The 26755-nt window shown below is 65.0% G+C and carries 23 protein-coding genes; 10 read left to right on the forward strand and 13 right to left on the reverse strand.

Annotation, left to right across the window (positions count from 1 at the left end; genetic code table 11):
* Positions 1–8: 8 nt before the first annotated feature.
* The 3 genes from DZC52_RS03140 to typA all read right to left on the reverse strand — a co-directional run bounded on the left by DZC52_RS03140 (position 9) and on the right by typA (position 5134).
* Positions 9–1217, reverse strand: a complete 1209-nt coding sequence (locus DZC52_RS03140; protein WP_116649660.1) for an acyl-CoA dehydrogenase family protein — start codon at positions 1215–1217, stop codon at positions 9–11.
* Between the two features lie 66 nt (positions 1218–1283).
* Entirely contained in the window at positions 1284–3227 is a 1944-nt protein-coding gene (locus DZC52_RS03145; RefSeq protein ID WP_116649661.1) for a CASTOR/POLLUX-related putative ion channel, read from the reverse strand.
* Between the two features lie 95 nt (positions 3228–3322).
* Positions 3323–5134, reverse strand: a complete 1812-nt coding sequence (gene typA / locus DZC52_RS03150) for a translational GTPase TypA (RefSeq protein ID WP_116649662.1) — start codon at positions 5132–5134, stop codon at positions 3323–3325.
* Positions 5135–5320: 186 nt separating this feature from the next.
* Between typA and DZC52_RS03155 the strand changes: the two genes are divergently transcribed.
* The 3 genes from DZC52_RS03155 to DZC52_RS03165 all read left to right on the forward strand — a co-directional run bounded on the left by DZC52_RS03155 (position 5321) and on the right by DZC52_RS03165 (position 8016).
* A complete protein-coding gene (locus tag DZC52_RS03155; RefSeq protein ID WP_116649663.1) occupies positions 5321–6604 on the forward strand; it encodes an MgtC/SapB family protein in 1284 nt (427 codons plus the stop codon).
* Positions 6601–7644 carry a succinylglutamate desuccinylase/aspartoacylase family protein gene (locus tag DZC52_RS03160; protein ID WP_116649664.1) on the forward strand — a complete coding sequence of 348 codons (1044 nt, stop codon included), beginning with the start codon at positions 6601–6603 and terminating at the stop codon, positions 7642–7644. Before DZC52_RS03155 ends, DZC52_RS03160 begins: the two co-directional genes overlap by 4 nt.
* Before the next feature lie 87 nt (positions 7645–7731).
* Positions 7732–8016 (forward strand): hypothetical protein, encoded by a 285-nt coding sequence (locus DZC52_RS03165; RefSeq protein WP_147307588.1) that lies wholly within the window; start codon positions 7732–7734, stop codon positions 8014–8016.
* Here the strand turns inward: DZC52_RS03165 and DZC52_RS03170 are convergent, their stop codons facing one another.
* Entirely contained in the window at positions 8017–8889 is an 873-nt protein-coding gene (locus tag DZC52_RS03170; protein WP_116649666.1) for an acyl-CoA thioesterase, read from the reverse strand. It abuts the gene before it with no gap.
* Positions 8886–9452: a hypothetical protein gene (locus tag DZC52_RS03175; RefSeq protein ID WP_116649667.1), complete on the reverse strand. Its 567-nt coding sequence runs from the start codon at positions 9450–9452 to the stop codon at positions 8886–8888. The genes DZC52_RS03170 and DZC52_RS03175 overlap by 4 nt, the downstream gene beginning before the upstream one ends.
* A 159-nt stretch (positions 9453–9611) precedes the next feature.
* On the opposite strand from DZC52_RS03175, the gene DZC52_RS03180 reads away from it, so the two are divergent.
* Positions 9612–10589, forward strand: coding sequence for a malate dehydrogenase (locus tag DZC52_RS03180; protein ID WP_116649668.1), 978 nt, complete (start codon positions 9612–9614; stop codon positions 10587–10589).
* A gap of 20 nt (positions 10590–10609) precedes the next feature.
* Complete coding sequence (locus DZC52_RS03185) at positions 10610–11050, forward strand: DUF4399 domain-containing protein (RefSeq protein ID WP_116649669.1); 441 nt, start codon at positions 10610–10612, stop codon at positions 11048–11050.
* A gap of 72 nt (positions 11051–11122) precedes the next feature.
* Here the strand turns inward: DZC52_RS03185 and DZC52_RS03190 are convergent, their stop codons facing one another.
* Genes DZC52_RS03190 through DZC52_RS03200 form a run of 3 tightly spaced genes read right to left on the reverse strand, consistent with a single transcriptional unit; the run spans position 11123 to position 14319 of the window.
* Positions 11123–12493: a class II 3-deoxy-7-phosphoheptulonate synthase gene (locus DZC52_RS03190; protein WP_116649670.1), complete on the reverse strand. Its 1371-nt coding sequence runs from the start codon at positions 12491–12493 to the stop codon at positions 11123–11125.
* Complete coding sequence (locus DZC52_RS03195; protein ID WP_425451381.1) at positions 12490–13002, reverse strand: disulfide bond formation protein B; 513 nt, start codon at positions 13000–13002, stop codon at positions 12490–12492. The genes DZC52_RS03190 and DZC52_RS03195 overlap by 4 nt, the downstream gene beginning before the upstream one ends.
* A 42-nt stretch (positions 13003–13044) precedes the next feature.
* Positions 13045–14319 carry an alpha/beta hydrolase gene (locus DZC52_RS03200; protein WP_181918744.1) on the reverse strand — a complete coding sequence of 425 codons (1275 nt, stop codon included), beginning with the start codon at positions 14317–14319 and terminating at the stop codon, positions 13045–13047.
* Between the two features lie 213 nt (positions 14320–14532).
* On the opposite strand from DZC52_RS03200, the gene DZC52_RS03205 reads away from it, so the two are divergent.
* The 4 genes from DZC52_RS03205 (at position 14533) to hutI (ending at position 19566) form a co-directional block, all read left to right on the forward strand.
* Positions 14533–14835, forward strand: coding sequence for a hypothetical protein (locus DZC52_RS03205; RefSeq protein ID WP_116649673.1), 303 nt, complete (start codon positions 14533–14535; stop codon positions 14833–14835).
* Positions 14836–14911: 76 nt separating this feature from the next.
* Positions 14912–16576, forward strand: a complete 1665-nt coding sequence (hutU, locus tag DZC52_RS03210) for a urocanate hydratase (RefSeq protein WP_116649674.1) — start codon at positions 14912–14914, stop codon at positions 16574–16576.
* 43 nt (positions 16577–16619) lie between these two features.
* Complete coding sequence (hutH, locus tag DZC52_RS03215) at positions 16620–18125, forward strand: histidine ammonia-lyase (protein ID WP_116649675.1); 1506 nt, start codon at positions 16620–16622, stop codon at positions 18123–18125.
* A gap of 220 nt (positions 18126–18345) precedes the next feature.
* Positions 18346–19566 carry an imidazolonepropionase gene (gene hutI, locus DZC52_RS03220; protein ID WP_116649676.1) on the forward strand — a complete coding sequence of 407 codons (1221 nt, stop codon included), beginning with the start codon at positions 18346–18348 and terminating at the stop codon, positions 19564–19566.
* 72 nt (positions 19567–19638) lie between these two features.
* On the opposite strand, the gene DZC52_RS03225 is transcribed toward hutI, so the two are convergent.
* Positions 19639–20175 carry a hypothetical protein gene (locus tag DZC52_RS03225; RefSeq protein WP_116649677.1) on the reverse strand — a complete coding sequence of 179 codons (537 nt, stop codon included), beginning with the start codon at positions 20173–20175 and terminating at the stop codon, positions 19639–19641.
* A 131-nt stretch (positions 20176–20306) separates the two neighbouring features.
* On the opposite strand from DZC52_RS03225, the gene DZC52_RS03230 reads away from it, so the two are divergent.
* Positions 20307–20894 carry an ECF-type sigma factor gene (locus DZC52_RS03230; protein WP_116649678.1) on the forward strand — a complete coding sequence of 196 codons (588 nt, stop codon included), beginning with the start codon at positions 20307–20309 and terminating at the stop codon, positions 20892–20894.
* 9 nt (positions 20895–20903) lie between these two features.
* Here the strand turns inward: DZC52_RS03230 and DZC52_RS03235 are convergent, their stop codons facing one another.
* The 4 genes from DZC52_RS03235 to secD form a co-directional block, all read right to left on the reverse strand.
* On the reverse strand, positions 20904–23342 hold the full coding sequence (locus tag DZC52_RS03235; protein ID WP_116649679.1) for a serine/threonine-protein kinase: 2439 nt from the start codon (positions 23340–23342) through the stop codon (positions 20904–20906).
* 79 nt (positions 23343–23421) lie between these two features.
* A complete protein-coding gene (locus tag DZC52_RS03240) occupies positions 23422–23880 on the reverse strand; it encodes a hypothetical protein (protein ID WP_116649680.1) in 459 nt (152 codons plus the stop codon).
* Position 23881: 1 nt separating this feature from the next.
* The gene (gene secF, locus DZC52_RS03245) at positions 23882–24853 is read right to left on the reverse strand and encodes a protein translocase subunit SecF (RefSeq protein ID WP_116649681.1); all 972 of its coding nucleotides are present in this window, start codon (positions 24851–24853) and stop codon (positions 23882–23884) included.
* Positions 24854–24869: 16 nt separating this feature from the next.
* Entirely contained in the window at positions 24870–26729 is a 1860-nt protein-coding gene (gene secD, locus DZC52_RS03250; RefSeq protein ID WP_116649682.1) for a protein translocase subunit SecD, read from the reverse strand.
* Between the last annotated feature and the right edge of the window lie 26 nt (positions 26730–26755).

Below are 26755 nucleotides of genomic sequence, written 5' to 3' on the forward strand. Positions count from 1 at the left end.
ATGCGGGATCACGGTCTGTATCGAGCCAGTTCCATACGGGCAACGAGCGCCTTGTGAACCTCGTCGGGGCCGTCTGCGATGCGCAGCGCTCGCGCGCCCGTCCAGGCGGCGGCCAGGGGGAAATCGTCGCTCATGCCCGCCCCGCCGTGCAGCTGCATGGCCATGTCGATCACGTCCTGCGCCATCGACGGCACGGCCGCCTTGATCTGGCTGACCTCGCTCATCGACCGGGCGATGCCTCGATGATCCAGGCTCCAGGCGGCCTTCAGCACCAGGAGCCGCGCCTGCTCGATGGCGATACGGGCCTGACCGATTTTCTCCGAATTGCCGCCCAGCTTGGCCAACGGCCGGCCGAAGGCCTCGCGCTCGAGCGAGCGACGGCAGGCCAGTTCGAGGGCATGCTCGGCGAGGCCGATCAGTCGCATGCAGTGGTGGATGCGCCCCGGACCGAGTCGCCCCTGGGCGATCTCGAAACCCTTTCCGGGACCGGCGATGATGGCGGACTTCGGCAGTCGCACATCGGTGAAACTGACCTCGCCGTGGCCGTAGGGGGCGTCGTGAAATCCCATTGCATTGAGCATCCGCTCGATCTTCACACCCGGCGTGTCGACGGGCACCAGCACCATGGAATGACGATAGTGCCGGTCGGCCTCCGCATCGGTCAGGCCCATGAAAATGACTACCTTGCAGTCAGGATGCCCGATACCGGTCGACCACCACTTGCGCCCGTTGAGCACGACCTCGTCTCCCTCGACGATCGCCGTGGCCTGCATGTTGGTGGCGTCGGCCGAGGCGACTTCCGGTTCGGTCATGCAGAAGGCCGAGCGAATCTCGCCGGCCAGCAGCGGCTTCAACCACTGCGCCTTCTGTTCATCGGAACCGTAGTGGTAGAGCACCTCCATGTTGCCGGTGTCCGGTGCATTGCAGTTGAAGATCTCGGGCGCGATCAGCGAGCGCCCCATGCGTTCGGCCATGGGCGCGTAGTCGAGATTCGACAGCCCCTCGCCGAGCTCTTCGTCGGGCAGGAAGAGATTCCACAAACCCGCTTCGCGTGCCTTGGCCTTGAGCTCGCCGATTACGGGGAGGACCTGCCAGGGATCGTCCATGGCGGCCAACTCGCGATGATATTCAGGCTCGACCGGCTCGACCTCCTTGCGCATGAAGCGATCCAGTCGGCGGGCGATGTCGACGGCTTTGTCCGACGGCGAGAAATCCATGTCAGTCCCCGGCTTCGCTGAGAGGACTCAATCCTACCGCATGAAAACGCGCGTCAGGACAAAGGCTCAATGAGCCGAAGCCTGAACCGTGGTTAGCACGCACAACTGCTGGACGCCATCCAGAAAGTGTGTCTCGCGCGACGGATTGAGTGCCAGCTTCCGGTCTGACCCCGAACGAACGCCCAGCAGCGTCTCGCCGCGAGCCGCCACGGCCGCCTCCATGTCGCGGAATCGCTCATCCCCACTCAGGCCAAAGTATCCGGGCGACCGGAACTCGATCTCCGGGCCGCCGACCGTGAACAACTCGTCGAAGATCATTCGAATGGCCGGCTGCAACGCGATGCGCGCCAACAGGTGGCTGATCACCAGCGGACTGGTGACCGCTTCCACGCCTGCGGAGCGGGCAAGCTCCTCGTTTGCGGCGTCGGCCAGCTCCAACAGGATCTGCGGGCGCTTGTCGCGACCGGCCAGAAGGCCTTCGACCACCCGATGCCCCACGATGGTGCGCGCATCGGCGGCTTCCTCGCTGGCCACGCGGTCGCTGGCCAGCAGCAGAACACTCGTGAATCCCTCGAGATCCGCAGCGCGCAGGCCGCCCGCGAGGAGGAAGTCCGCCCGGACATGCTCGACTGGAACGCGTGCAGCACGTTCGGAATATCGATCGATTTCCTCGCGACGCATGGCGATGTCCGACGACGAAACCAGGCGCACTTCGAAGTACCGGTCACCATAGCTGGCCAGCTCATCGAGCAGGTTCGGCACGCGCTGGTTCCAGCCCAGAATCAGGAGACGGTGCTTCGAGCCAACCTGCGCCCCAAAACGCCGGGGAACACCCCGCTCGATCGGTGGCAAACGGCCGCCGGCTGCCGCGGCCGGCAAAGTATCGGCGAGGCTGCGCGCCAGCATGACGAGCTTGTCACCGGCGTCGATGCGCGTACTCGAGGGTGGATTCAGGCGGGCACGCGCCTCACCGTCTTCCTTCCTGACGAGACCCATGACGATGGCGCCGGGAAACTGCCCCGTCGCTTCCTTGAGCGTTGCACCCGCCAGGTTGCCGGCCCGCCGAAGCAGTATCTCATTGCCCTCGCGCGCCGTAAGCACCTCGCGATAGAACGCCGAAAGACCGGGGTGCAGGACGTTCTGGGTCAGCAGGCGGCTGATGGCATCGTCGGAGGGGACGATTTCGAGCGGCCCCCGGTAGGCGCTGCGCGCCATGTCGATGCGGCGGATATCCTGCAATTCGGCGACCACCAGGGGCGGCTCCTGCCCGTGCCGTCCGGCACGCGCATCGATCGACAGCAGCGAGCGGATGGTCGCCACATCGGCGCTGACCAGGCTGTCGGCGCCGGCAAAGTCGGTCGGCATGATCACCACCGCCGCATTCAGGCAGCCGGCACGGTGAATGGCCTCTTCTTCCAGTGGCGAGCCGAAGCGCAGGACCACGCGCCTGGCCAGCCGGCCCAATCCGGAATCGACGCGCAGGGCCTGTGCCTGAGCAGGGGATACGTTTTCGGAAAGCACCACGGCTCTGAGCCGGCGGATGCCGAAGCCGCTCTGGAACTGTTCCCGGGCGCGCTCGGAACCAACCAGCTCGCGCAGCAGAGGCAGCGTCCGGTTCGTCCAGCCAACGATAACCACGTGCTGTCTCATCGCGACCGGTGTGAGTCCACGCTCGAACTCGCGCATCCGCGCAATCAGCCACTGGGTCATGATCGCCACCAGGGCACCGAGGAAGACGACGTAGCCGCTGACCGTCAGAACGGTCGAGACGATCCGCCGCCAGGCGCCCTCATCGTCGCCGAGGTAGCCCGGATCGGTCATGCGCAGGAAGGCCCACCAGACAGCGTCGAAGAAACTCTCGCCGGCGCCGCCCAGGCGAAGCGCGATACCGCCGACCAGCGCCATCAAGCCGATGACCGCCGCGACGATCAGTAGCTGGAAACCGGCGCCCTTGACGAACTGGCGCTCGACGATGAACTTCAGCCGATCGACCAGCGGCAGCTTGATCACAGAGTTCCTCCCCGGGAACGAATGCGTCCCGGAGACATGATAGCGGGCACGGGGTCATCCGTCATCGATGCCCCTCCCCGCCCTGAGCGACCGACTCAGCCGGCGGAACGTCCGGCCCGCTTGCGCTCGTGTTCCTTGAGGTGGCGCTTGCGCAGGCGGATGTGCTCGGGGGTGACCTCGACCAGCTCGTCGTCGTTGATGAACTCCATGGCCTGCTCGAGCGTCATGCGCGTCGGCGGCGTGAGCTGGACGGCGTCGTCCTTGCCGGCGGCGCGGATGTTGGTGAGCTTCTTGCCCTTCATCGGATTGACGACGAGGTCGTTTTCGCGCGCGTGCAAGCCGATGATCTGGCCCTCGTAGACGTCTTCACCCGGGCCGACGAACAGCTTGCCGCGATCCTGCAGGTTGAACAGGGCAAACGCCACGGTCGTGCCATTTTCCATGCTGATCATGGTGCCGTTCTGGCGCTCGGCCACGCGCTCGGTCGCCGGTCCCCAGTGGTCGAATACACGGAAGAACAGGCCGGTGCCCGAGGTCATCGTGCGGTAGGCGTTCTGGAAGCCGATCAGGCCCCGGGCCGGCGCGATGTAGTCGAGCCGCACCCGGCCCTTGCCGTCGGGCTGCATGTTCTCGAGCTGGCCCTTGCGCTCGCCCATGGCCTGCATGACCGCGCCCTGGTATTGCTCGTCCATGTCCAGAACGACCTGTTCCCAGGGTTCCTGGATCTCGCCGTCCTCACCCTCGCGCTTGCGCACCCGCGGGCGGGAGACGGCCAGCTCATAGCCCTCGCGCCGCATGGTCTCGATCAGCACGGCCAGGTGCAGCTCGCCGCGGCCGGCCACGTCGAACTGCTCGGGATCGGCCGTGTCGTGCACCTGCAGCGCGACGTTGTGGGTCGCTTCCTGGTAAAGCCGCGAACGAAGCTGCCGGCTGGTCAGGTACTTGCCCTCGCGCCCGGCGAACGGCGAGTTGTTGACCTGGAAGGTCATGTGAATGGTCGGCTCGTCGACGGTCAGCGCCGGGAGGGCTTCGACCATGGACGGATCGCAGAGGGTCTCGGAGATCCCGATCCCGTCGATTCCGGATATCGCGATGATGTCGCCGGCCGATGCCTCTTCGACTTCTTCCTTCTTGAGGCCCTTGAAGCCCAGGACCTGGAGCACCTTTCCGGAGCGGGTCTTTCCCTCGCGGTCGACGACCGTGACCGCCTGGTTCGGCCGAACACGACCGCGCTTGATTCGGCCCACGCCGATCAGGCCGACATAGGAGGAATAAGACAGGCTCGAAACCTGCATCTGGAACGGACCGTCCGGGTCCACATTGGGCTCGGGCACGTGCTCGACGAGCGTTTCATACAGCGGCGTCAGGTCGCCGCCGGTGACATCCGGATCAAGCGACGCATAGCCGTTGAGCGCCGAAGCGAAAACCACCGGGAAATCGAGCTGCTCATCGGTGGCACCCAGCTTGTCGAACAAATCGAAGGTCTGGTTGAGCACCCAGTCCGGGCGGGCGCCCGGACGGTCGATCTTGTTGATCACGACGATCGGCCGGAAGCCCATGTCGAAGGCCTTCTGCGTGACGAAGCGCGTCTGCGGCATGGGCCCGTCGACGGCGTCGACCAGCAGCAGCACCGAATCGACCATCGACAGCACGCGCTCGACCTCGCCGCCGAAGTCGGCGTGGCCCGGCGTGTCGACGATATTGATGCGCCAGCCCTGCCAGTCGATCGCGGTGTTCTTCGACAGGATCGTGATGCCGCGCTCGCGTTCCTGGTCCTCGGAATCCATCACCCGTTCGGTCAGGCGCTCGTGCTCGGCGAAGGAGCCGGACTGGCGCAGCAGTTGGTCGACCAGGGTGGTCTTGCCGTGGTCGACGTGGGCGATGATGGCGATATTGCGCAGCTTCATTAAGTGGGACCGCTCGTTGAAGAAAGTCAGCCGGCCATTATAACCTTGTGGCGCCCCACAAAGCACACGGGCGACGCTCTCGCCAGTCGCCGGCCACGCGGCACCCGCCAACCGCCCTCGGCCGCGCCCTCCGGCGAGGATTCGCGTTACGCTGCGCAGACGGGAATGCGAGGCTAATATGGGGCAATGAGCGCCGAAATCGAACCCTTCGCCCGGCTGGCCGTGGCCCTGGCCATCGGTCTTCTGGTCGGCATCGAACGCGGCTGGCAGCGTCGCGAAAGCCAGGAAGGCCAGCGCGTGGCCGGCCTGCGCACCTTTGCCCTGATCGGCCTGGTCGGCGGCGTCGTCGGCTTCATGAGCCAGGACGGCGGCTACTGGCTGATCGGACTGGTGTTCATCGGACTGGCCATGGCCAGCGCCACCGCCTACGTGGTAACGACCCGCGCCGGTCACGACTACGGCATCACGAGCGAAACGGCCGCAATGGCCACCTACCTTTTTGCCGCCCTCGCCGGCGTGGGCCAGATGGCCCTGGCTTCGGCAGCGGCCATCGTCATGGCGCTGTTGCTGGGCTACAAGGAGCGCCTCCACGGCCTGCTCGACGCCGTGCGCCGCCAGGAACTGACCGCCGGACTCAAGTTCCTGCTGATTTCGGTGGTGCTGCTCCCGATCCTGCCCGATCGCGGCTACGGGCCATGGGACGCGCTCAATCCCTACGTGATCTGGCTGATGGTTGTCCTGATCGCGGGCATTTCCTTCCTCGGTTACATAGCCATCCGCGTGTTCGGTGCCAGCCGGGGCATCATTTTCGGGGGACTGTTCGGGGGCATGGCCTCGTCCACGGCGACGACTCTGGCGTTCGCGCGGATCGGCGCGCGCGAACCCGTTCTCTCGCCGGTTCTCGCCGCCGGGATTCTGCTGGCCTGCGCCGCAATGATCGCGCGCATGATGGTGGTCGCCACGCTCATCCACGCCCCCCTGTTCGAGCTGCTGTGGCTGCCCGCCCTCCTGCTGCTCGGAGCCACGCTGGCGCCGGTCGGGTTTTACCTGATGAGCGGCCTGTCGCGCAAACCGGCCGACGCCGGGGAATCCCTGCTCCGCAACCCCATGGAGCTGAAGTCCGCCCTGCTGTTCGGCGCCCTGCTGGCCGCGGTGATGCTGCTCGGCAAGGCGCTTTCCGAGTGGGCCGGCGATGCCGGGCTGTGGGCGCTCGCCGCTGCCTCGGGACTCGCCGACGTCGATGCCATCACGCTCTCGCTGGCCCGCATGAGCGCACAGGATGTCGCTCTGCGGGTCGCCTCGGTGGGCATCGTCATCGCCGCCGGAGCCAATTCCCTGGTCAAGGGCGGGATGGCGTTGAGTATCGGCGGACGGTCGCTCGGACTTCGCGTCATGCTGCCGCTGGCGGCGGGGTCCCTCCTGGCCCTGTCGGCAGCCGTCGTCCTCTACCTTTCCGGAAGTCCTTCATGAGTAAACGCAATGCCGCCCTGACGATCGGAGGCGTGACCGTCGAGGCCGGGGAGCGCCGGAGCATCGACCTCGAAGTCGGGCGTCTCTATACCCATTCGCCTACGACGATGCCGGTCCAGGTGCTGTCCGGCCGCCGGCCCGGTCCGGTGCTGTTCGTTTCCGCCGCCATTCACGGCGATGAGCTCAACGGCGTGGAGATCATCCGGCGCCTCCTCAAGGTGCCCCAACTCAAGCGCCTGAGGGGCACGCTGGTCGCCGTGCCCATCGTCAACCTGCACGGATTCATCAACCTTTCCAGGTATTTCCCGGACCGGCGCGACCTCAACCGAAGCTTTCCAGGCTCGGAAGGCGGATCCCTGGCCGCACGTGTTGCGCACCTGTTCATGACCGAGATTGTCAGCCAGGCCACGCACGGCATCGACCTGCACACCGGCGCGATCAATCGCGGCAACCTGCCGCAGATCCGCGCCAACCTGGACGACGAGGAAACGCTGCGCCTGGCCCGGGCCTTCGGAACGCCGGTCATCCTCAACTCCGCCCTGCGCGACGGCTCGCTGCGCATGGCCGCCGGCGATCACGACATCCCCATCCTTCTCTACGAGGCCGGCGAAGCGCTTCGCTTCGACGAAGTCGCCATTCGCGGCGGCGTCGACGGCATCCTGCGCGTGATGCGGGAGCTGGCCATGCTGCCGAAGACGCGCAGCAAGGCGAAGCCCACGCCCATCATTGCCCGTTCTAGCAGCTGGGTGCGCGCGCCGCAAAGCGGGCTCTTCCGCGCCTGGGTCAAACTGGGCGACCGGGTCGCGAAGGATGAAACCGTGCTCGGTGTGGTCTCCGACCCATTCGGCGAAGCGGAAAAGGAAATCGTCGCGCCGTTCAGCGGAATCGTCATCGGCCGGCTCAACCTGCCGCTGGTCAACGAAGGGGATGCCACCTATCATGTCGCGCGCTTTTACCGCACCGACCTGGCGCACGAGCGAGTCGGCGACTACACCGAATCGCTGGAGTCCGAGGACTTTCCCTACGACGAGCAGACCTGAACCTGCCGCGGGTGATGACCTCTTGCACGTCGGAAATACGTTGTAGATAGTAGAGACGGAAAACGGACGAACACCGGAGCCATGGTCATGAAGACGATTGCAACCCTGATGCTGCTCGCACTGCTGGCCACGCCCGCAGTGGCCCAGGACTACGAAATCACGCGCTGGACCATTGCCTCCGGGGGCACGATGGAAAGCCAGAGCGCGGATGGCCAGTGGCAGCTGTCTGGAACCATCGGCCAGTGGGAGGCCACCGAAGCGCGCGAACTGTCCGGCGGCGGCTGGCGACTGACCGGTGGTTTCTGGGCCGACCTGCTCGACGCGCTGGGCGACGCGATCTTCTCCGATCGTTTCGAGGAAGAAACGCCCTGATCATCCGGCCTTTTCCGGATCCCAGGGTCGAATCACCCCCTCCTGCGCCGTTGACGCCACCAGTTCTCCGGACTGGTTGAAGAATTGGCCGCGAGTGAAGCCCCGCCCGCCGTGGCTGCTGGGGCTGTCGCAAGCATACAGGAGCCAGTCATCGACCCGGAACGGCCGATGAAACCACAGCGCGTGGTCGATGCTCGCCATCTGTACGGGTCGGGTGCTGAAATCGAGATCGTGCGGCAGGGTCGCGGTGCCCAGCAGTTCGTAGTCGGACACGTAGGTCAGTAGATTGCGATGCAGCTCGGGATCGTCGGGCAGCCGGTTCCAGGCCCGCATCCAGACGTGCTTGCGCGGTGCCCTCGCCTCGGGGTCGATGAACTTCGGCGCCTCGACGGGCCGGAACTCCAGCGGCGGCCGGTGCGCGAGCAGGCGACGCATCTTCTCCGGCACCTGGTCGAGTATCGAGTCGTGAATGTCGATGCTTTTCGACAGGCCCTCGGGCCCTTCGACGCGGGGCATGTCGAACTGGTGATCGAAACCCTCGTCGCCGGCGTGGAACGAAGCGGCCAGGTTGAGAATCGGCCGACCGTGCTGGATGGCCACCACCCGGCGATTGGAGTAACTGCCGCCGTCGCGCGAGCGCTCGACCTGATAGACGACGGGCTGGTTGAAGTCACCCGGCCGCAGGAAATAGGCGTGCAGCGAATGCGGCGCGCGGCTGTCGACGGTGCGATGCGCCGCCGAAAGCGCCTGCCCCAGGATCTGCCCGCCGAAGACCTGGGGCGCGCCGATATCGCGGCTTTCGCCGCGGAAGAAGTTGTCTTCGAGTTGCTCCAGGTCGAGCAGTTCGATGACCGAAGCCAGGGCATCGTTCATTGTCCGGCCTCCCAGCCCCAGGGCGCCGGCGGCGGGTCGACGGGGGCGCTCAAATCGAAGTCGATGCGGAAAACGCGAGACGTGCCGAGTCGACGCAGGCCATAGGAAAAGGTCTCGCCCGGCTCGATCCGCATCATCCAGACATTGGAGAATGCCGCCTCGATCGTCCGCCGCGTCCGTTCGTCAGCCGGGAAGTACTGAACATCCGGCCGGCCTGCATTGGTGCTCACCCCACCATACATCGTGACCTCGTCGGGCGTTCCGTCCTCGTGACGGTGGTCATGCCGGAGTTCGATGCGATCATCATGCCTGGTGAGCACCCAGGTTCGCGAACGATCCTCCCCCACCACGAAGGGGATTCGGATGCGTTGCTCGCTGCACTCGCGCACGTGCATCAGAAGCCGCTTGCCGGCGAATCCGTTCTCTCCTTCCGGCGCCTCGATCAATTCGCCCTCGAAGGCCTCGCCGCAGAGCGCCTGCAGATTGGCCCAGTAGTCTTCCACCGGCTCGGCACGAACCGACATCATCGCCAGCATGGCGCTGGCGCAGGCGATCACTCGCATCTCGGGTTCTCCCTTCGGATCATCGATGCCGCCACTATAACGCCGGCAATATGCCCGCGGGCCGTTCCGGCCGCCCGGAGATCGCGCCTCCGCGCGAGGAACGCCCCGGGCTTGCGTTAAAATGGCCGTTTTCCCAACCGGACCATCCAGGAGCGATCCATGAACAACCCCGTTCGCGTGGCCATCACCGGCGCCGCCGGCCAGATCGGCTATCAGCTTTGCTTTCGCATCGCCGCCGGCGACATGCTGGGCCCCAACCAGCCCGTCATTCTCCAGCTGATCGAGATTCCGCCCGCGAAAGACGCGCTCGAGGGCGTGGCCATGGAGCTCGAGGACGCCGCCCTGCCCCTGCTGCACGGCATCGTCACGACCACCGAGCTCGACGAGGGCTTCAAGGACGCCGATGTCGCCCTGCTGGTCGGCGCCAAGCCGCGCGGCAAGGGCATGGAGCGGGCCGACCTGCTGGCCGAAAACGGCAAGATCTTCGGCCCGCAGGGCAAGAGCCTCAATGCCGTCGCCAGCCGCGACGTCAAGGTGCTGGTGGTCGGCAACCCGGCCAATACCAACGCCCTGATCGCCCAGGCCAACGCGCCCGACCTGCCGGCGGAGAACTTCACTGCCATGACGCGTCTCGATCACAACCGCGCCCTGGCGCAACTGGCCAACAAGACGGGCACGCACCACACGCGCATCAAGCAGATGACGATCTGGGGCAATCACTCGTCCACGCAATACCCCGACCTGCATCACGTCAATTGCGACGGCAAGACGGCGACCGACCTGGTCGATCGGGACTGGTACGAAAACGACTTCATTCCGACCGTGCAGCAGCGCGGCGCGGCCATCATCAAGGCGCGTGGGGCCTCCAGCGCGGCCTCTGCCGCCTCGAGCGCCATCGACCACATCCGCGACTGGGTGCTGGGGACCGACGGCGACGACTGGGTTTCCATGGCCGTACCCGCCGACGGCAGCTACGGCATCGAACCGGGCGTGATCTTTTCTTTCCCCTGCACGTGCGAGGATGGTCAGTGGAAGATCGTCCAGGGCCTGGACATCAACGAGTTCTCGCAGGCGCGACTCGACGCGACCGACAAGGAACTGCGCGAAGAGCGCCAGGCCGTGGAATCGCTGCTCTGAAACGATTCGAGGAGGTCTCAATGAACGCAGGCAAGCTTCTTACACTGACGCTGCTGACCCTTCTGCTGCCGACCCTGGCCGCAGCGCAAGGCATGGAGCGCAGCAACGCTCCCGAAGACGCTCGGGTGTACTTCATTACACCCCACGACGGCGAGACCGTGACCAGCCCGGTCACGGTTCGCTTCGGACTGGAAGGAATGGGTGTCGCGCCGGCGGGCATCGACAAGGACATGACCGGTCATCATCACCTGCTGATCGATGTCGATGAGTCGAACATGCCGGCGCTGGACATGCCTCTGCCGACGAGCGACCACGTGGTCCATTTCGGCGGCGGCCAGACCGAAGTCAGTATCGAGCTGGAGCCAGGCCAGCACAGCCTGCAACTCCTGCTAGGCGATCATCGCCACGTTCCTCACGAACCCGCTGTGCTGTCGGAGAAGATCACGATCACCGTCGAGTGAACCGGAACCTCCACTGCACAAATAAAAAGCCCGGCGACGCCGGGCTTTTTCTTGAATCGACCCGCGGCGAGCTCAGGCGAGGCTGCGGTGCTTGCCGACGATCCGCATGGAAAGCTCCAGCGCCTGTTCGTAGTTGAGCCGGGGATCAACGGTGCTCTTGTAGGCTCTCGAAAGGTCGTGCTCGCCCAGGTCGCGGGCGCCGCCAATGCACTCGGTGACGTTCTCGCCGGTCAGCTCCAGGTGAACCCCGCCCAGGCGCGAGCCGCATTCGGCGTGGATATCGAAGGCCTGTTCGACCTCGGAAACGATATTGGCAAAGCGGCGTGTCTTGTATCCGTTTTCCGTCTTCTCCGTATTGCCGTGCATAGGATCGCAGATCCAAAGCACCGGCGAACCCGTCGACCGAACCGCCTCGATCAACGGAGGCAGCTTGTCCGAAATCTGGCTTGCGCCCATACGGTGAATCAGCACCAGCCGGCCGGGCTCGTTGTCGGGATTCAGGGTATGGATGAGGCCCTTGAGCCAACTCGCAGACATACCCGGCCCGACCTTGATACCCATCGGATTGCGGACTCCGCGGAACATCTCCACATGAGCCCCTTCCAGCTCGGCGGTGCGCATGCCGATCCAGGGAAAGTGCGTGGAAAGGTTGAACCAGCCCCACTGACGGGGAACTCGGCGAGTCAGCGCCTGCTCGTAGTGCAGGTGCAAAGCCTCGTGGGACGTAAAAAAGTCGACTCGACGCAGGCTGCCGGGTTGCTGGCCCGTGATTGTTTCCATGAAACGAACGGAATGACCGATGCTGTCGGCAATCCGCTCGAACTCGTCGGCCAGGGGAGAATGCTCCAGCCAGCCGAGATTCCAGTATTCGGGATGATGCAGGTCGGCGAAGCCGCCGTCGACCAACGCACGGACGAAATTCATGGTCATCGCCGAACTGGCATGACCTCGTAGAAGTCGCTCGGGATCCGGCCTGCGCGCCTCCTCGGTAAACTCAGGGGCATTGACCAGGTCGCCGCGATAGCTCGGCAACGTCACGCCGTCGCGCGTCTCCATATCGGCCGAACGCGGCTTGGCATACTGTCCGGCGAATCGCCCGACGCGTACGACCGGCTTTTCCATGCCGTGCAGCAGCACCAGCGACATCTGCAAAAGGACTTTCAGCCGGTTGGCGATGATGGTCGGCTCGCAGTCGTCGAACAACTCGGCACAATCGCCGCCCTGCAGGACGAATCGCTTGCCGGCCTGCGCCTCGGCAATCTGCTCCTTCAGCGAGAGGATTTCCCAGGAGGTGACCAGCGGCGGCATGGCCGCCAGGCGACCCAGGGCATGCCGAAAGGCGATCTCATCAGGATAGGTCGCCTGCTGGCCGGCTTCGTGCTGCTGCCAGGAATCCGGGCGCCATCCCTTCGCGGGGGTGATTGTCCTGAACTTCTCGCTCATTGCTCCAGGGGCCTCGAGCCCCGACTGTTGACGACCAGTGCCCACAGGATGAACACTGCGAGTCCAACATACCAGATCAGCGTCCACATGGGCATCGACAGACCGAGGAAGGACCAGTCGACCTCGGCGCACTCGCCTGCACCCGTGAAGGCTTCACGAAGGATGTCCATCAGCGGAAAATCGTACTCCAGCATGAAATACATTCCCGGCCCGCAGTCGGGCACCTGGTCGGCCGGCAGGTTCTGGAGCCAGACATGGCGGGCACCCGTCGTCATACCCCAGCCGGCACCCAGCAGAATAGGCACGCCGTATACCCAGCGACCCCAGGCTTTTGGCCCGTGAATCGCGCCCAGCAGGGCGAACAGCCCCATCAGCATGAAGCCCAGTCGCTGAAGTATGCACAGCGGACAGGGCTCGAGGCCGAGCTGAAACTGCGCGTAGTAGGCGTAGGCCAGAAGCCCTGTACAGGCCAGGAATACCAGCAGAAAAGGGGTTCGACCCCGGGTCACGTTCATCATCCGGCTATTGTATTCAATTATCGTGGACGGCACCTAGTGGCTCGCGCCGGCCGTTCGCGACGCGGTCGATCGGCCGGCAGCGCTCTCTTCCCGCAAAAGCAGCTGCTCGATGCGCTCCTGGGCCGTCTTGTCGGAGACGATGCCGACGTGTCCCGAGTCCACACCGAAGACCGACACGGCCTGCCGCTGGATCGACGTCGGGAGCATGCTGGCCAGAGCGGCCACGCCGTCACTCGATTCCGACGACAGCCATCCGGATTCGCCGAAACTGAACAGCAGGTGATGGGGCGGCATGCGACCGGAGCGCGGGGTGGCTGACAGGCGCTCCAGAAAGGCGCTCCCGCTGGCCATGTCCCGCCATACGGGCACCACGACCGGTGAGTGATCGACGCCCTGCCGCGCCGAGGGATAGCCGTTCCACGGCGTCGACAGGCTGATGAAGGAGGTGACGTCGGCACGCTCCTCACCGCCTGCCCGATCCAGGAACCAGGCTCGGGCGACCAGTCCGCCCATGCTGTGCGCCACGACGTGATAGCGCTCCAGGCTGTGCCGGTGTTCAAGCTCGCGCATGATGCGGTCGAGATGCCAGGCAACCTGCCCGATACGCAATCCGGAAGCATAGTAGAAATACATCGGCTGAAAACGCGTGCCGTCCAGAAGCTCGATCAGCGGCTCAAGTACACGCGGTGATCCGTTGATGCCGTGGATGAAGAGCACGGGCGTGCGCTTCGCGTCCAGGGGTTCACGCAGATAGATACCCGAATGCCCCGCCCGAAGGAAATCCACCGGCCGCCACAGGCTGTTGCGAGCCGTCTCGGGGTCGAAACGCGGATCGCTCAAGGGCACCACCTGGCCAAAGGAAGTCAGCTGCCCGAGACTGACCGCGGACTCCATGGCTCCGGAAACGAGGCTGCGGCTTTCCTTGACCGAAAACCCCGCCCGGGACTCGAGCCGATCTTCTCGGCCCAGCTCGATCCGATCCTGCTGCAATTGCTGCCCCGCGCCGCAGTCGACCGCTTGCCCTCCATAGGCATGGCGAGCCGGCTCGTCATCGTCGAGCTCCAGATCGCCGTCGCGATCGAGAAACGCGAGAAACCGGTAGTCACCGGGCGCCAGGGCAAAGCTGAAATCACCGGAGCGGTCCGTCAGCGTGTAGTCGACGGGTCGGGGCACCTGACCCTCCGCCACAACGCCCGGCACCATGGCCACCATGACCAGTTGCCCGTTGTGGTCCAGCGGGCCCACGGCTCCCTCGATTAGGCAAGCCTGGTCGATCATGTCGACCTGCCGCCGCAAATCCTGCAACATGCATCCCCCGGACATCAGCGCGCTCAGGAACAGGAGTGCAGCCAAACGAGCCCTTGCCGGGCCGCTGCCTGCCTTGGGCTGGAACTTCTTCACGACATGACCTCTTGACCCGACTTGCAAGGCTTTACCCCGGATGCAGCTTGTCCCGATGGGGGCAAAGGTAGTATACAGGGCATACAAGGGGCCCCGAACCGATCCCTCGGAGATCTCGCCATGATGCGATCGCGCGCCAGCAGTTCACGAAGCCTCACCGAGATGATCCGGGACAATCCTTTTCTGTGCGCCGCCTTCCTGGCCGGCATTGCCCTGGCCGCGCTCGAATCCAACGTCGGATCAGCAAGCATCCTGCAGACCATGTGGACCGTCCTGGGCTTCGGCTTCCACCTCACCGCTTCCTGGCCCCAGAAGCTGATGCCGGAAGCAACCGGCTGGTTGACCATCGCGATGGGCCTCGTCCTGGGGCTGATCCCCTACTTGCTGGCCGACGTGGTCTGGCGGCACATACGCAACCGCTGACCCTGCCACCGGGGAGTCGGCGCCGCGGGCCTGCAGGTTGATATACTGCCCCGATCCCCAGACACGCAGGAAGACGATGACCCAGAAGGACCCGTCGGCGCCGGTCGTGCGCGCTCCCAGAGGCTCCGCCCTCCGCTGCCGCGGATGGCATCAGGAAGCGGCCATGCGCATGCTCATGAACAACCTCGACCCGGATGTCGCTGAACATCCCGAAAAGCTCATCGTCTACGGCGGCACGGGACGCGCAGCGCGCAACTGGGACTGCTACCGCGCCATTGTCGCCACGCTCGAGCGGCTCGGCGACGAGGAAACCCTGCTCGTTCAATCCGGCAAGCCGGTCGGCGTGATCCGGACCCACGACCAGGCCCCGCGCGTGCTGATCGCCAACTCCAACCTGGTGGGTCGCTGGGCCAACTGGGACGTCTTCCGCGACCTCGAGGACCGCGGCCTGACCATGTACGGCCAGATGACGGCCGGCTCCTGGATCTACATCGGCTCGCAGGGCATCGTCCAGGGTACCTACGAGACCTTTGCCGAGCTTGCGCGCCAGCACTTCGGCGGATCACTGAAGGGCCGGCTGACGGTCACCGCCGGCCTCGGCGGCATGGGCGGCGCCCAACCGCTCGCCGTGACCATGAACGAGGGGCACTGCCTCGCCGTCGAGGTCGACGAAACCCGCATCGACCGCCGGGTGGAGACGGGCTACTGCGACCGCAAGGCGCGCAGCCTGGACGAGGCGATGGACATCATCCAGGGCGCGAAGGAACCCGTTTCGGTCGGGCTGCTCGGCAACATCGCCGAAGTGCTGCCCGAGATGCTCGAACGAGACATCGTGCCCGATGCCCTGACCGACCAGACCTCTGCCCACGACCTTCGCCACGGCTACATTCCCGCCGGTCTCTCGCTCGACGAGGCCGAGACCATGCGCGGCGAGGATCCAAAGGGCTACGACGAGAAGGTGCTCGACTCGATGGTCGTCCACGTCGAGACGATGCTGAAGATGCAGGAACGCGGTGCGGTCACCTTCGACTACGGCAACAACCTCCGCGGCCAGGTGGCCGACCTGCGCGGCATGGCCAACGCCTTCGATTTTCCGGGTTTCGTTCCGGCCTTCATCCGCCCGCTCTTCTGTCGCGGCGCCGGCCCGTTCCGCTGGGCGGCCCTGTCGGGCAACCCTGCCGACATCGCCGCCACCGACAAGGCCATCCTCGAGCTGTTCCCCGAGAAGGAGCACCTCGCGCGCTGGATCCGCAAGGCCCAGGACAAGATCCACTTCCAGGGCCTGCCGGCACGCATCTGCTGGCTGGAGTACGGCGAGCGCGCCGAAGCCGGCGAGAAGTTCAACTGGCTGGTCGAAAGAGGCAAGGTCGACGCCCCCATCGTCATCGGCCGCGATCACCTCGACTGCGGATCGGTCGCCTCGCCCAACCGCGAGACCGAGGCCATGAAGGACGGCTCCGACGCCATCGCCGACTGGCCGATCCTCAACGCCCTGGCCAACACCGCCTGCGGCGCCAGCTGGGTTTCCTTCCACCACGGCGGCGGCGTGGGCATCGGCTATTCGCTGCACGCGGGCATGGTTTCCCTGGCCGACGGCACGAAGTCGGGCTACGAGCGCCTGCAGCGCGTGCTCACCGCGGATCCGGGCCTGGGCGTGATGCGCCACGCCGATGCCGGCTACGATGAAGCGATCGAAACCGCACGCGAACGCGGTGTCGATATCCCCATGCTCGACCGATGATGACCCAGGCGACCGAATGAGCGATCCCAAAAGCAATCAAACCATGAACCACTCCGTCACCATCGAGAATCTTCATGCGGACCTCGAGCGCCGAATGGACGCCCTGCGGGAAAACGACGATGTCGTCGCTCGCTCGCGCGAGGTGGTCGAGAACGCGCTCGAGAGCGATCGGGCCATCTACGGCGTCAACACCGGATTCGGCGCCCTGGCCAGCAAGCGCATCGACGATCACCAGCTTGGACAACTCCAGCGCAACCTGCTGCTCTCGCACGCCTGCGGCACCGGCTCGCCCGTGCCGGTGGAAATCACGCGCCTGATGATGCGCCTGAAGGTCCACGCACTGGGACTGGGCAACTCCGGCGTTTCCCTGCCGATCTTTCGTCAACTGCTGAAGTTGTGCGAACTCGACATCCTGCCCTGGATACCGAGCCGGGGCAGCGTGGGCGCCTCGGGCGACCTGGCGCCGCTGGCGCACATGAGTCTGCCGCTGATCGGCCTGGGCCAGTGCTGGAACGAGGAACGCAGCGGACCCGAGCCGGCGCGCGAAACCCTCGCGCGCCATGGCATCGAGCCGGTCGAGCCCGGCGCCAAGGACGGCATCGGCCTGATCAACGGCACGCAACTGATGTCGGCCTACGGCGCGTTCATCCTCAATCGCGCCCTGCACCTGACGACCGCCGCCGACATCCTCGGCACGATGAGTCTCGAGGCCCTGCAGGGCTCGGCGCGACCCTTCGACGAACGCGTCCACAAGGTGCGCCCGCACCCCGGCCAGCTGGCCGTCGCCGCCAACGTGCGCGAGCTGCTCGCCGATTCCGAGATTCTCGAGTCGCACCGCCACTGCGGCAAGGTACAGGACCCCTACTGCCTGCGCTGCATTCCGCAGGTGCACGGCGCAAGCCGCGACGCCCTGGGACACGCCGTCGAAGTCGTCGAGCGCGAGATCAACTCGGTCACCGACAACCCGCTGGTCTTCGAAGATGGCGACATCATCTCAGCCGGCAATTTCCACGGCCAACCCCTGGCGCTATCGCTGGACTATGCCGCCATGGCGCTGTCGGAGCTCGCCAGCATTTCCGAACGACGGACCTACCTCCTCCTCGAGGGACACGACGGCCTGCCCAAGCTGCTGATGAGCGACACCGGCATCAACTCCGGATTCATGATTCCCCAGTACACGGCGGCCGCACTGGTCAGCGAGAACAAGGTGCTTTGCCATCCGGCCAGCGTCGACTCGATCCCGACCAGCCTCGGCCAGGAAGATCATGTCTCGATGGGCTCGATCAGCGCACTGAAACTGCTCAGCGTGCTCGGCAACGTGGAACGTGTTCTCGCCGTGGAGGCACTCACAGCAGCCCAGGCCCTCGACTTCCGGGCTCCGCTGAAGCCCGGCACCGGCGTTCTCGCCGCCCACGAGCACATCCGCAAGCACGTCAGCCATGCCGAGGAGGACTACGAAGTCGGCCACGACATCGACACCTGCACCCGCCTGCTGCGCTCGGGCGATCTCGTCGGCTCGGTGCAGTCGGTGGTCTCGGGGCTTCGATAATGTCTGCCTTGAATAATGCCCACCGATGAACACAGATAAACACCGATAAAACATTAAAGAGAAAAAGCCGCGGCCTTTCTTTTTTTGATGGCCGTGCAGGAACAGTTGCCGACCAGTTTTCCAGCTCCCCCAGCGCACCCACGAAGTACCATTTTTTATTTTCCTAATCTGTGTTCATCTGTGTTCATCTGTGTTCATCTGTGGACAAGAAGGTTCTTTCATGAAACTACTCACCAACATATCGACCCTGTACCGGGTGCCTGTTGACGGCAAGCACGATGACGTCGACGCCGTCAGCGATGCCGCGGTGGCCTGGGAAGGCGACACGATTCGTTACGCCGGACCATTGGCCGAATTGCCGTCGGAATACGCCGATGCCCAACGCTTCGACGCCGGGGGCGGCTGCGTGGTGCCGGGACTGATCGACTGTCACACGCACCTGTGTTTCGGCGGCTGGCGTGGCGATGAGTTCGCCGCCCGGCTGGAAGGCGCCAGTTACCAGGACATCCAGGCCGCCGGCGGCGGCATCAACTCGACCGTTCGCGCCACCCGGAATGCCGACATCGAATCGCTCGAGGAAAAGGCCGCATCGGCGCTTTCCGACATGGCCGCGCTGGGCGTGACCACCGTCGAGGCCAAGTCGGGCTACGGGCTCGATCGCGACAACGAACTCAAGCAGCTGGAAGTCTATCGCCGCCTGCAATCCTCACAGCCGCTGGAAATCGTACCGACCTTCCTCGGGGCCCACCTGGTGCCGACTGAATACCGCGACCGGCGTGCCGACTACCTCGCCCTGCTTTGCGAGGAAGTCATCCCCGAAGTGGCTCAGCGGGGGCTGGCTCGTTTCTGCGACGCATTCATCGAGGAAAACGCTTTCACGCTCGAAGAAGGCCGACGGATCCTGGAAACCGCCAAGTCGCACGGACTCGGGCTGAAGATCCACGCCGACCAGCTGTCCAGCGGCGGCGGCGCCGGACTGGCCGCCGAGCTCGGCGCCGTCTCGGCGGAACACCTGGAGTACGCCGCCGAAGAAGACATCCGTGCCATGGCCGATGCCGGCACGGTGGCGGTCAGCCTGCCGATCGCTTCGCTCTACCTGCGCGAACCCTTTCTCCCCGCCAGAAAATGGATCGACCATGGCGCCCGTGTCGCCGTGGCGACCGATTTCAATCCGGGATCGGCGCCCAGCTATCACTTGCACCTCGCGATGACCCTGGCCGCCGTGCACCAACGCATGAGCCCGGCGGAAGTCCTGCGCGGCGTTACATCCCATGCGGCCCGAGCCATCGGGCTGCAATCCACTCACGGCAGCCTGACGCCGGGTTTCCGCGCCGACCTGGCCGTGATCGATGCCCCCGACATCAATCACTGGCTCTACCATTTCCGTCCCAACGCCTGCAGGATGACGCTCAAGTCGGGCGATTGGCTGGAGCGCCGCTGAGAGAGAGTTGCCTGGACCGGCGGGAGGATGCCGGGCGGCGTGCACCGGCGGGGCGTCGGCCCTCGCCGAGCGCTACATCACCAGGCTGAATTGCCCCATCATTGGGTCCACGTCGAATTCGTCGCGGAACAGCGGGCCCTCGTCCAGAACTTCCAGGCTCACGTCGATATCGAACTCACGGCCCGATCGCTTGACGCTCAAGATGTCACTGAAGGTACTGCCCGCCTCGGCCGAATCCGGAGCCTCGACCGAGAGGGTCAGAAGCGTGGTTCCGGCTCCGATGCGGCGCGCGGAGAGATCGACCCACGCATTCGGCAGCCCGGCACCGGTCAGTGAAGCGGCGTGCCGGGAACCGCCAACCAGAAGGATACGGGCCACCGTGCTCCGACCCGCAACCAGCTTGATGGTGAGCCCGGAGACGCGATTGTCGGCGCAGGCAACCCGGATGACCTCGAGCCGGCTGTCCACCAGCGGCTCGATCGCCCGAACGCCCTCGGGCAGACGGCCGGACTCGGACGCGACGAGACAGTCGCGCCCCCCGTCCTGTGCCACGCCTCCTGGCGCCCAGGCCATGGCCAGCAACAGTGCAAGAGCGTTGACGAACTTCATGAAGCGGTCGTTCCGGACCCTCGGATTTTCGGTGCCGGATCATTGTAGTTCACCGCGCCCTAAAAAGTGAAATCGGCGCTGCGGCGGGGATGATGTAGCATGGAAATCTCAAGATGCGGCTGTCTCCCGGCATGGCAAAAGTCCCCCGCAAAACCGAAGAACTGGAAGACCTGGTCAAGCGCGCAACGAAGCGCGGCGACCCCTCCCTCGCCAGCATGCTTCCCCTGGTCTACGACGAGTTGCGCGCCCTCGCCGCCCGACAGCTCTCGGCCCAGCGCGGCGACCATACGCTTCAGCCCACCGCCCTGATCAACGAAGCCTATCTCCGCCTCGCCGGCCAGGCCTACGAAAGTTGGGAGGATCGCCGGGAATTCGTGCTGGTGGCAGCGACGGTCATGCGTCGCGTGCTGGTCGACTATGCCCGCAAGCGACAGGCCGACAAGCGGCCCCAGAGCCATCTGCGCGTGGACATCGACCACTCTGAGCCCGGGGAAGCGTTCGGCTCTGAACTGATCGCTATCGACGAGGTACTCGAACAGCTCTCCGAGATCGACGAGCGCCAGGCCCGCATCGTCGAGTTGCGCTACTTCGCGGGCTTGAGCATGGAAGAAACCGCCGAGACGCTCGACGTCTCGCGTTCGACGGTGGCCAGGGAGTGGCGAATGGCCCGGGCGTGGCTGAGGCGACGCCTTTCGGAACACACCGATGCCACCGAATAACGCCTGGATTCAGGACGGGTCGAGTTCGCTTTCGATCTCTGCGAGCTTTTCCGCAATTCGCGTCCGCAGTCCGGCAGAGCCGTCCTCTGATGCAGCATCGAGCAACGCCAGTGCATTGCGATAACTTCCCGCCGCTTCGGCCAGCCTCCCCTGCATGACCTGGGCACCGCCAAGAACCTCCAGCGCGGACACAAGATAGAACGTCTCGACACCGCCGAACTGCCGATGCCGGCTTTCCAGGTCGGGCAGGATCTCGCGCACGATCCGCTCGGTCTGCTCCGCTTCGCCCACGCGCAGGTGGAGGGCCGCCAGGTTGGTCATCGACAGGCGATAGAGATAGTGGTCCCGGCCCACGGAAGCCTCGATCATTCCTGCCGCGCGAGCGAACGCGTCCATGCTCTCCCGGTTTCGTCCCAGTCTCGAAAGGGCCACCCCCAGGTTGCCGATCGTATTCGCCAGCCTCTGGCTGGGCCCGACCAGCCTTTCGTGATCGGCGATCAGGGCCCGGAACATGTCGACGGCGCCCCCGGGGTCGCTCAGCATCAATGCGGTTGCGTAGACGTAGCGGCCGCGCAAGCGTCGCGGATCACCCTCCCCATAGACCGATTCGGCAAGCTCTCGCGCGCGCTCTGCATCGGCCAGCGCCGCGTCTTCCTGCCCGGCGGCAACACGAACACCGACCAGCGCCGCGCGCGCTTCGAACAACACCTCAGGATCCGCGGAGCTCGATCCACGCAGCTCATCGACGATGTCCTCCAGTTGGGCAATCACTGCCTGCGCAGGCTCATCGAGCACATTCGCCTGGTTGCGCAGCCGGCGGATCCGGAGTCGAGTGAGTTCGCTGTCATGCTCTCCCGGCGAGCGCATCAGCAAGTCGATGGCGCGTTCATCGGCCGCGATGGCTTCGGCTGCCCGACCGGCGGAATCGTAGGCGGCTCCTAGCTGAGACTGGATCATTGCCAGCTCTTCAGGCTCCAGCAGGCCCTGCAGGGAGCGCCTCGCGGTCTCCAGCAGCGGCACGGCCTGTTCACCCAGGCCCAGGGCGTTATAGGCTTCGCCCAGCACGACGTACATCTGCCCGACAGCTGCGGGATTCGCCTGTTCCGATTCGGCCAGTTGTCGCTTGCCGAGATCCAGCATTTCTCGCACGGTCACGTCGTTGCCGCGCGTGGGCAAGGAGTCGGCCCCGGCCAGCAATTCCGACATGAACTCGGTTACGGCTTCGGCGCGGTCGCGCTCCCACGCGATTCGCTCCAGCTGCATCTCACGATCAATCAGGAAAGCGGCCAGAAACGCCACGGCAAAGACGGCGACCGCCAGGCCCGCCCGGTGCCGCAGAGAAAAGCGACCGGCCCGATAGAGGAAGCCGCCGCCTCGTGCCCTGACGGGTCGTTGCGAGCGAAACCGGAGAATGTCGTCGGCCAGCGCCCGGACCGATTCGTAGCGTTGGCTCTCGTCGATCGCCATGGCCTTGCCGATGATTGCCGCAAGGTCCCGGGGGAGTCGCCCGCCGTCCCGACCAGTGGGCACGGGGCAGTGCCCCTGAAGAATCTGTTCGCGCAGTTCGGCGGGTTCTTTCGTGCCGTCAAAGGGCGGCGCGCCGCATAGCAACTCGTAGAGCAGCACGCCCAGCGAATACACGTCCGTCGCGGCGCCGAGCCCCGCTCCGCGGATCTGCTCCGGGCTGGCGTACGCCAGGGTGAGAGCCTGCGCGGCAGGCTCGCCGGAATCTTCCTCGACATCCAGCAGGCGCGCGACGCCGAAGTCCAGCAGTTTCGGATCCCCGGACGGAGTCACCAGAATGTTCGCCGGCTTCAGGTCCCGGTGAATGACCATGTGACGATGAGCGTACTCGACGGCCTCGCAAACCTTTGCGAAAAGCGCCAGGATCTCGCTCCTCGACACGCCCCCGGCAGCCCACCGGTCGACGCGCACGCCGTCGACGAACTCCGTTGCCAGGAAGGGGCGGCCCTCTGCAGTGAGTCCGCCGTCGACCAGATGCGCGATCCAGGGATGGCTCAGACGCGAGAGTATTCCGCGCTCGGACGAAAAACGGCTGGCAACGGCGTCATTGTCCGACTCACTCAAATGGAGGAGCTTGAAGGCGACCGGTTGCCGCAGGTTCCCGTCGACTCGCTCGGCCAGGTAGACGATCCCCATGCCGCCCTGGCTGATTCGCTTGAGAAGCCGGTAATTCCTGGGCAGCGGGACTTCCAGCGATACGTTCTGCAGCGCGCTGCGTGCAGCCGCCTGGAAGCTTTCGGGCACATCGTCCTCAGCGTCGTCCTCGGCTGCCTCGATCAGCCATTCGACTTCTGCCCTGAGACGCTCATCGCCGGCGCAACGTCGATCGATCAATGCCGGCCGGCTCGACTGATCGAGATCCAGCGCATCGCTGGCGATGGCCTTGGCTTCGCGATAGCGTTTCTTGTCGGATTCCTCGGTCATCGGGGCCGGAGCCTTGCCATCTAGGGAGGCCCCAGATTAAGGCAGGACACCGCAAATTAGCCAGCGCGGCAAAAGCTCTTCATTGGCGTGATTGACCGGGGCGAAGCCGGGATGCCTGGGCCTCGAGATAAACCAGGCTGTTGTCCCTCGTTGCCGGCTCCTGGCCCGATTTGACGACCGACATTGTCGCGGTCCGGCCCTCGCGGACACCCAGCAGGGAGTCGGCTAGCGTCTCCCATTCACCGTCCCTGCGCTCGTAAACGGTCAAATTGAGCCAGGTGGCTCCAATCGGCGCACCTTCGCTGACTGAAGGCGCTTCGACCAGCAACTCGATCTTCCAGCGCTCTGAGCCGGACTCGTCAGCGACGGCCACGCTGGCGGGGGCATCGGGCTCGATGACCACGATGGGTGTGCCGCGCTGCTCACCCTCGATCCAGAGTGCCATCTCGACCATGTACTGATCGCCCAGGGCAGCCTCACCACTGCCGGCTGCAAGAGCCGGCAGCAGCAGGGCCGGGATCATCGCTATCAGGCGCAAGTCAGGCCTCGCGGTTGCGGAAACGCTCGGGCAGGATCTCCTGATCGGGCTGGTCCGCGCCTTCTTTCTGCACGGGCATGAGGTCCATCTTGGACACGCCGAGCTTGACCGCCAGGCTGCCGGCCACGTAGACCGAGGAATACGTACCGATGATGACACCCACGATCAGCGTGAAGGCGAAAGCGTGAATGATCTCGCCGCCGAAGTAGAACAGGGCGATCAGCACCAGCAGCGTGGTCAGCGAAGTCATCAGGGTCCGGCCAAGCATCTGATTGATCGACAGGTTGGTCAGCTCTTCCGGCGTCCCCTTGCGCTTGGTCTGGAAGTTCTCACGCAGGCGGTCATAGACGACGATGGTGTCGTTGAGCGAATAACCGATCACGGCCAGAATCGCGGCCACCACCGTCAGGTCAAAGCTGACCTGGAAGACCGAAAGCACGCCGACCACCAGAAGGACGTCGTGGACCAGCGCTCCAACCGCCCCCACGGCGAACCGCCACTGGAAACGGAAGGAAATGTAGAGGAGCACGCCGATGAGCACATAGAGCAGCGCCAGGCCGCCCTGCTCGGCCAGTTCCTGACCGATCTGCGGACCGACGAACTCGACGCGACGCATCTCCAGCTCCGGCGCCTGTGCCGAAAGGGCTTCGAGCACGCGCGTGCTGATATCGGCACTCGACTCGCCGTCGTCGGCCGCCGGAATGCGCACGACGATGTCGCTGGCCGTACCGAAGGTCTGCACGACGAACTCTTCGAACCCTTCCTCCTGAAGGGTCTGCCGGACGTCGTTCATCTCCGGAGGCTCCGGATAGTGCAGCTCGATGAGCGTGCCGCCGGTGAAGTCCAGGCCGAAGTTGAGGCCCTTGGTCGAAAGCGAGACGATGCCGGCGATCAACACCAGCGCCGAAATGACCAGCGCTATGTTGCTGAATCGCAGGAAGTTGATATTGGTGTCGCTCTTGATGATATCCATGACTTTTGAGCGCTCCTCAGATGGCCAGTGACTTGACGCGCTTGCGGCCGCCGTAAATGAGTGTGACCACGCCGCGCGTGCCGAGAATGGCCGTGAACATGGAGGTGACGATACCCAGGCTCAGCGTGACCGCGAAGCCCTTGATCGGACCGGTGCCGAACATGAACAGCACGATGGCCGCGATCAGGGTCGTGACGTTGGCATCGGCAATGGTCGAGAAGGCTTTCTCGTAGCCGGCCCGGATCGATGCCTGAGGGGTATTGCCGTTGCGCAACTCCTCACGTATGCGCTCGAAGATCAGCACGTTGGCGTCAACCGCCATACCCACCGTCAGCACGATACCGGCGATACCCGGCAGCGTCAGGGTGGCACCCAGCAACGACAGCAGCGCCACGATGAGCACGAGGTTGGCGGTCAGCGCCAGGTTGGCGATCAGCCCGAAAACCTTGTAATAGAGCGCCATGACGACCAGCACCAGCGCGAAGCCGATGATGACCGACTGGAAACCCTGGTCGATGTTGTCCTGACCGAGGCTCGGGCCGACGGTGCGCTCTTCGATGATCTGCATCGGGGCGGCCAGCGCGCCTGCGCGCAGCAGCATGGCCAGCTGGGCCGCCTCGGTGGCCGAACCCAGGCCGGTCGTCTGGAAACGCTTGCCGAAGGGTTCGCGAGTCACCGCGGCGGAGATCACTTCCTCGACGCGGCGAGTCGAGTGGACTTCCTCGCCGTCGACCATGCGCGTTTCCGGACGGTATTCGATGAATACCACCGCCATGCGGTTGCCGACGTTCTCGGTGGTGTGCTCCAGCATGCGGCGCGCCCCCTCGCCGTCGAGCGTGACCACGACGTTGGGCTGGCCCGACTGCTGGTCGAAACCAGCGGCTGCGCCGATCAGGTTTTCGCCGGAAGCGATGACCTCACGCGAGAGCAGGATCGGCTGGTCGTTGCGATCGTAGTAAAGCTTGGAGCCCGGCGGTACCCGCCCGGTGCGTTCGGCCTCGTAGGGATCGTTCTGCTCGTCGACGGCACGATACTCGACGGTCGCCGTCGCACCCAGCACCCGCTTGGCCTGTGCGGTGTCCTGCACGCCCGGCAACTGGACGACGATGCGGTTGGCGCCCTGCTGCTGGATCACCGGCTCGGCCACACCGAGCTCGTTGACGCGGTTGCGCAGGGTCGTCATGTTCTGCTCGAGCGCGTTCTGCTGGATCTCCTGCAGGTAGGTCTCGGTGACCGAAGCGCGCAGATTGAAGGTCTGGCCGGCATCGACCGATTCGATGGCCAGGCCCTCGGTTTCGCTCTCGATAAGCTCCCGCGCCTCGCTTCGATGCTCGGCAGTGCGCAGCTCGACGACCAGGTTTTCGCCCGAAACGCGAACCGAGCGGTAGCGGATCCCGGCATCGCGCAACAGATTCCGGACCGACTCGACGTAGTTGTTGAGGCGCTGCGTCTTGGCCGCTTCCATGTCGACCTGCATCAGGAAGTGCACCCCGCCCTGCAGGTCGAGACCGAGCACCATGGGTTCGGCACCCAGAGTCGACAGCCAGGACGGTGTGGCGGGCGCGAGATTGAGCGCCACCACGTAGTCATCGCCGAAGGATTCCCTGAGCGCATCGGCCGCTCGCAGTTGCCGGTCGCTGCTGTCGAGCCGTACCAGCACGCGCTGGGACGAGAAATCCACCGGGCCGTGTTCGACACCGGCCGATTCCAGGGACCGCTCGACTTCGCCGACGATTTCCGGCTGCAGGTCGAAACCGCGCGAAGAGGAAACCTGCACGGCGGGGTCATCGCCGTAGATGTTGGGCAGGGCGTAAACGAGGCCCAGGCCGAGCACGATGATCAGCAGGGCGTACTTCCAGGGTGGGAATCGATTCATGGGCTAGTCAGTCGTTGTTTCTGTTT

The sequence above is a fragment of the Wenzhouxiangella sediminis genome (assembly GCF_003410055.1).
Lineage (GTDB): Bacteria > Pseudomonadota > Gammaproteobacteria > Xanthomonadales > Wenzhouxiangellaceae > Wenzhouxiangella > Wenzhouxiangella sediminis.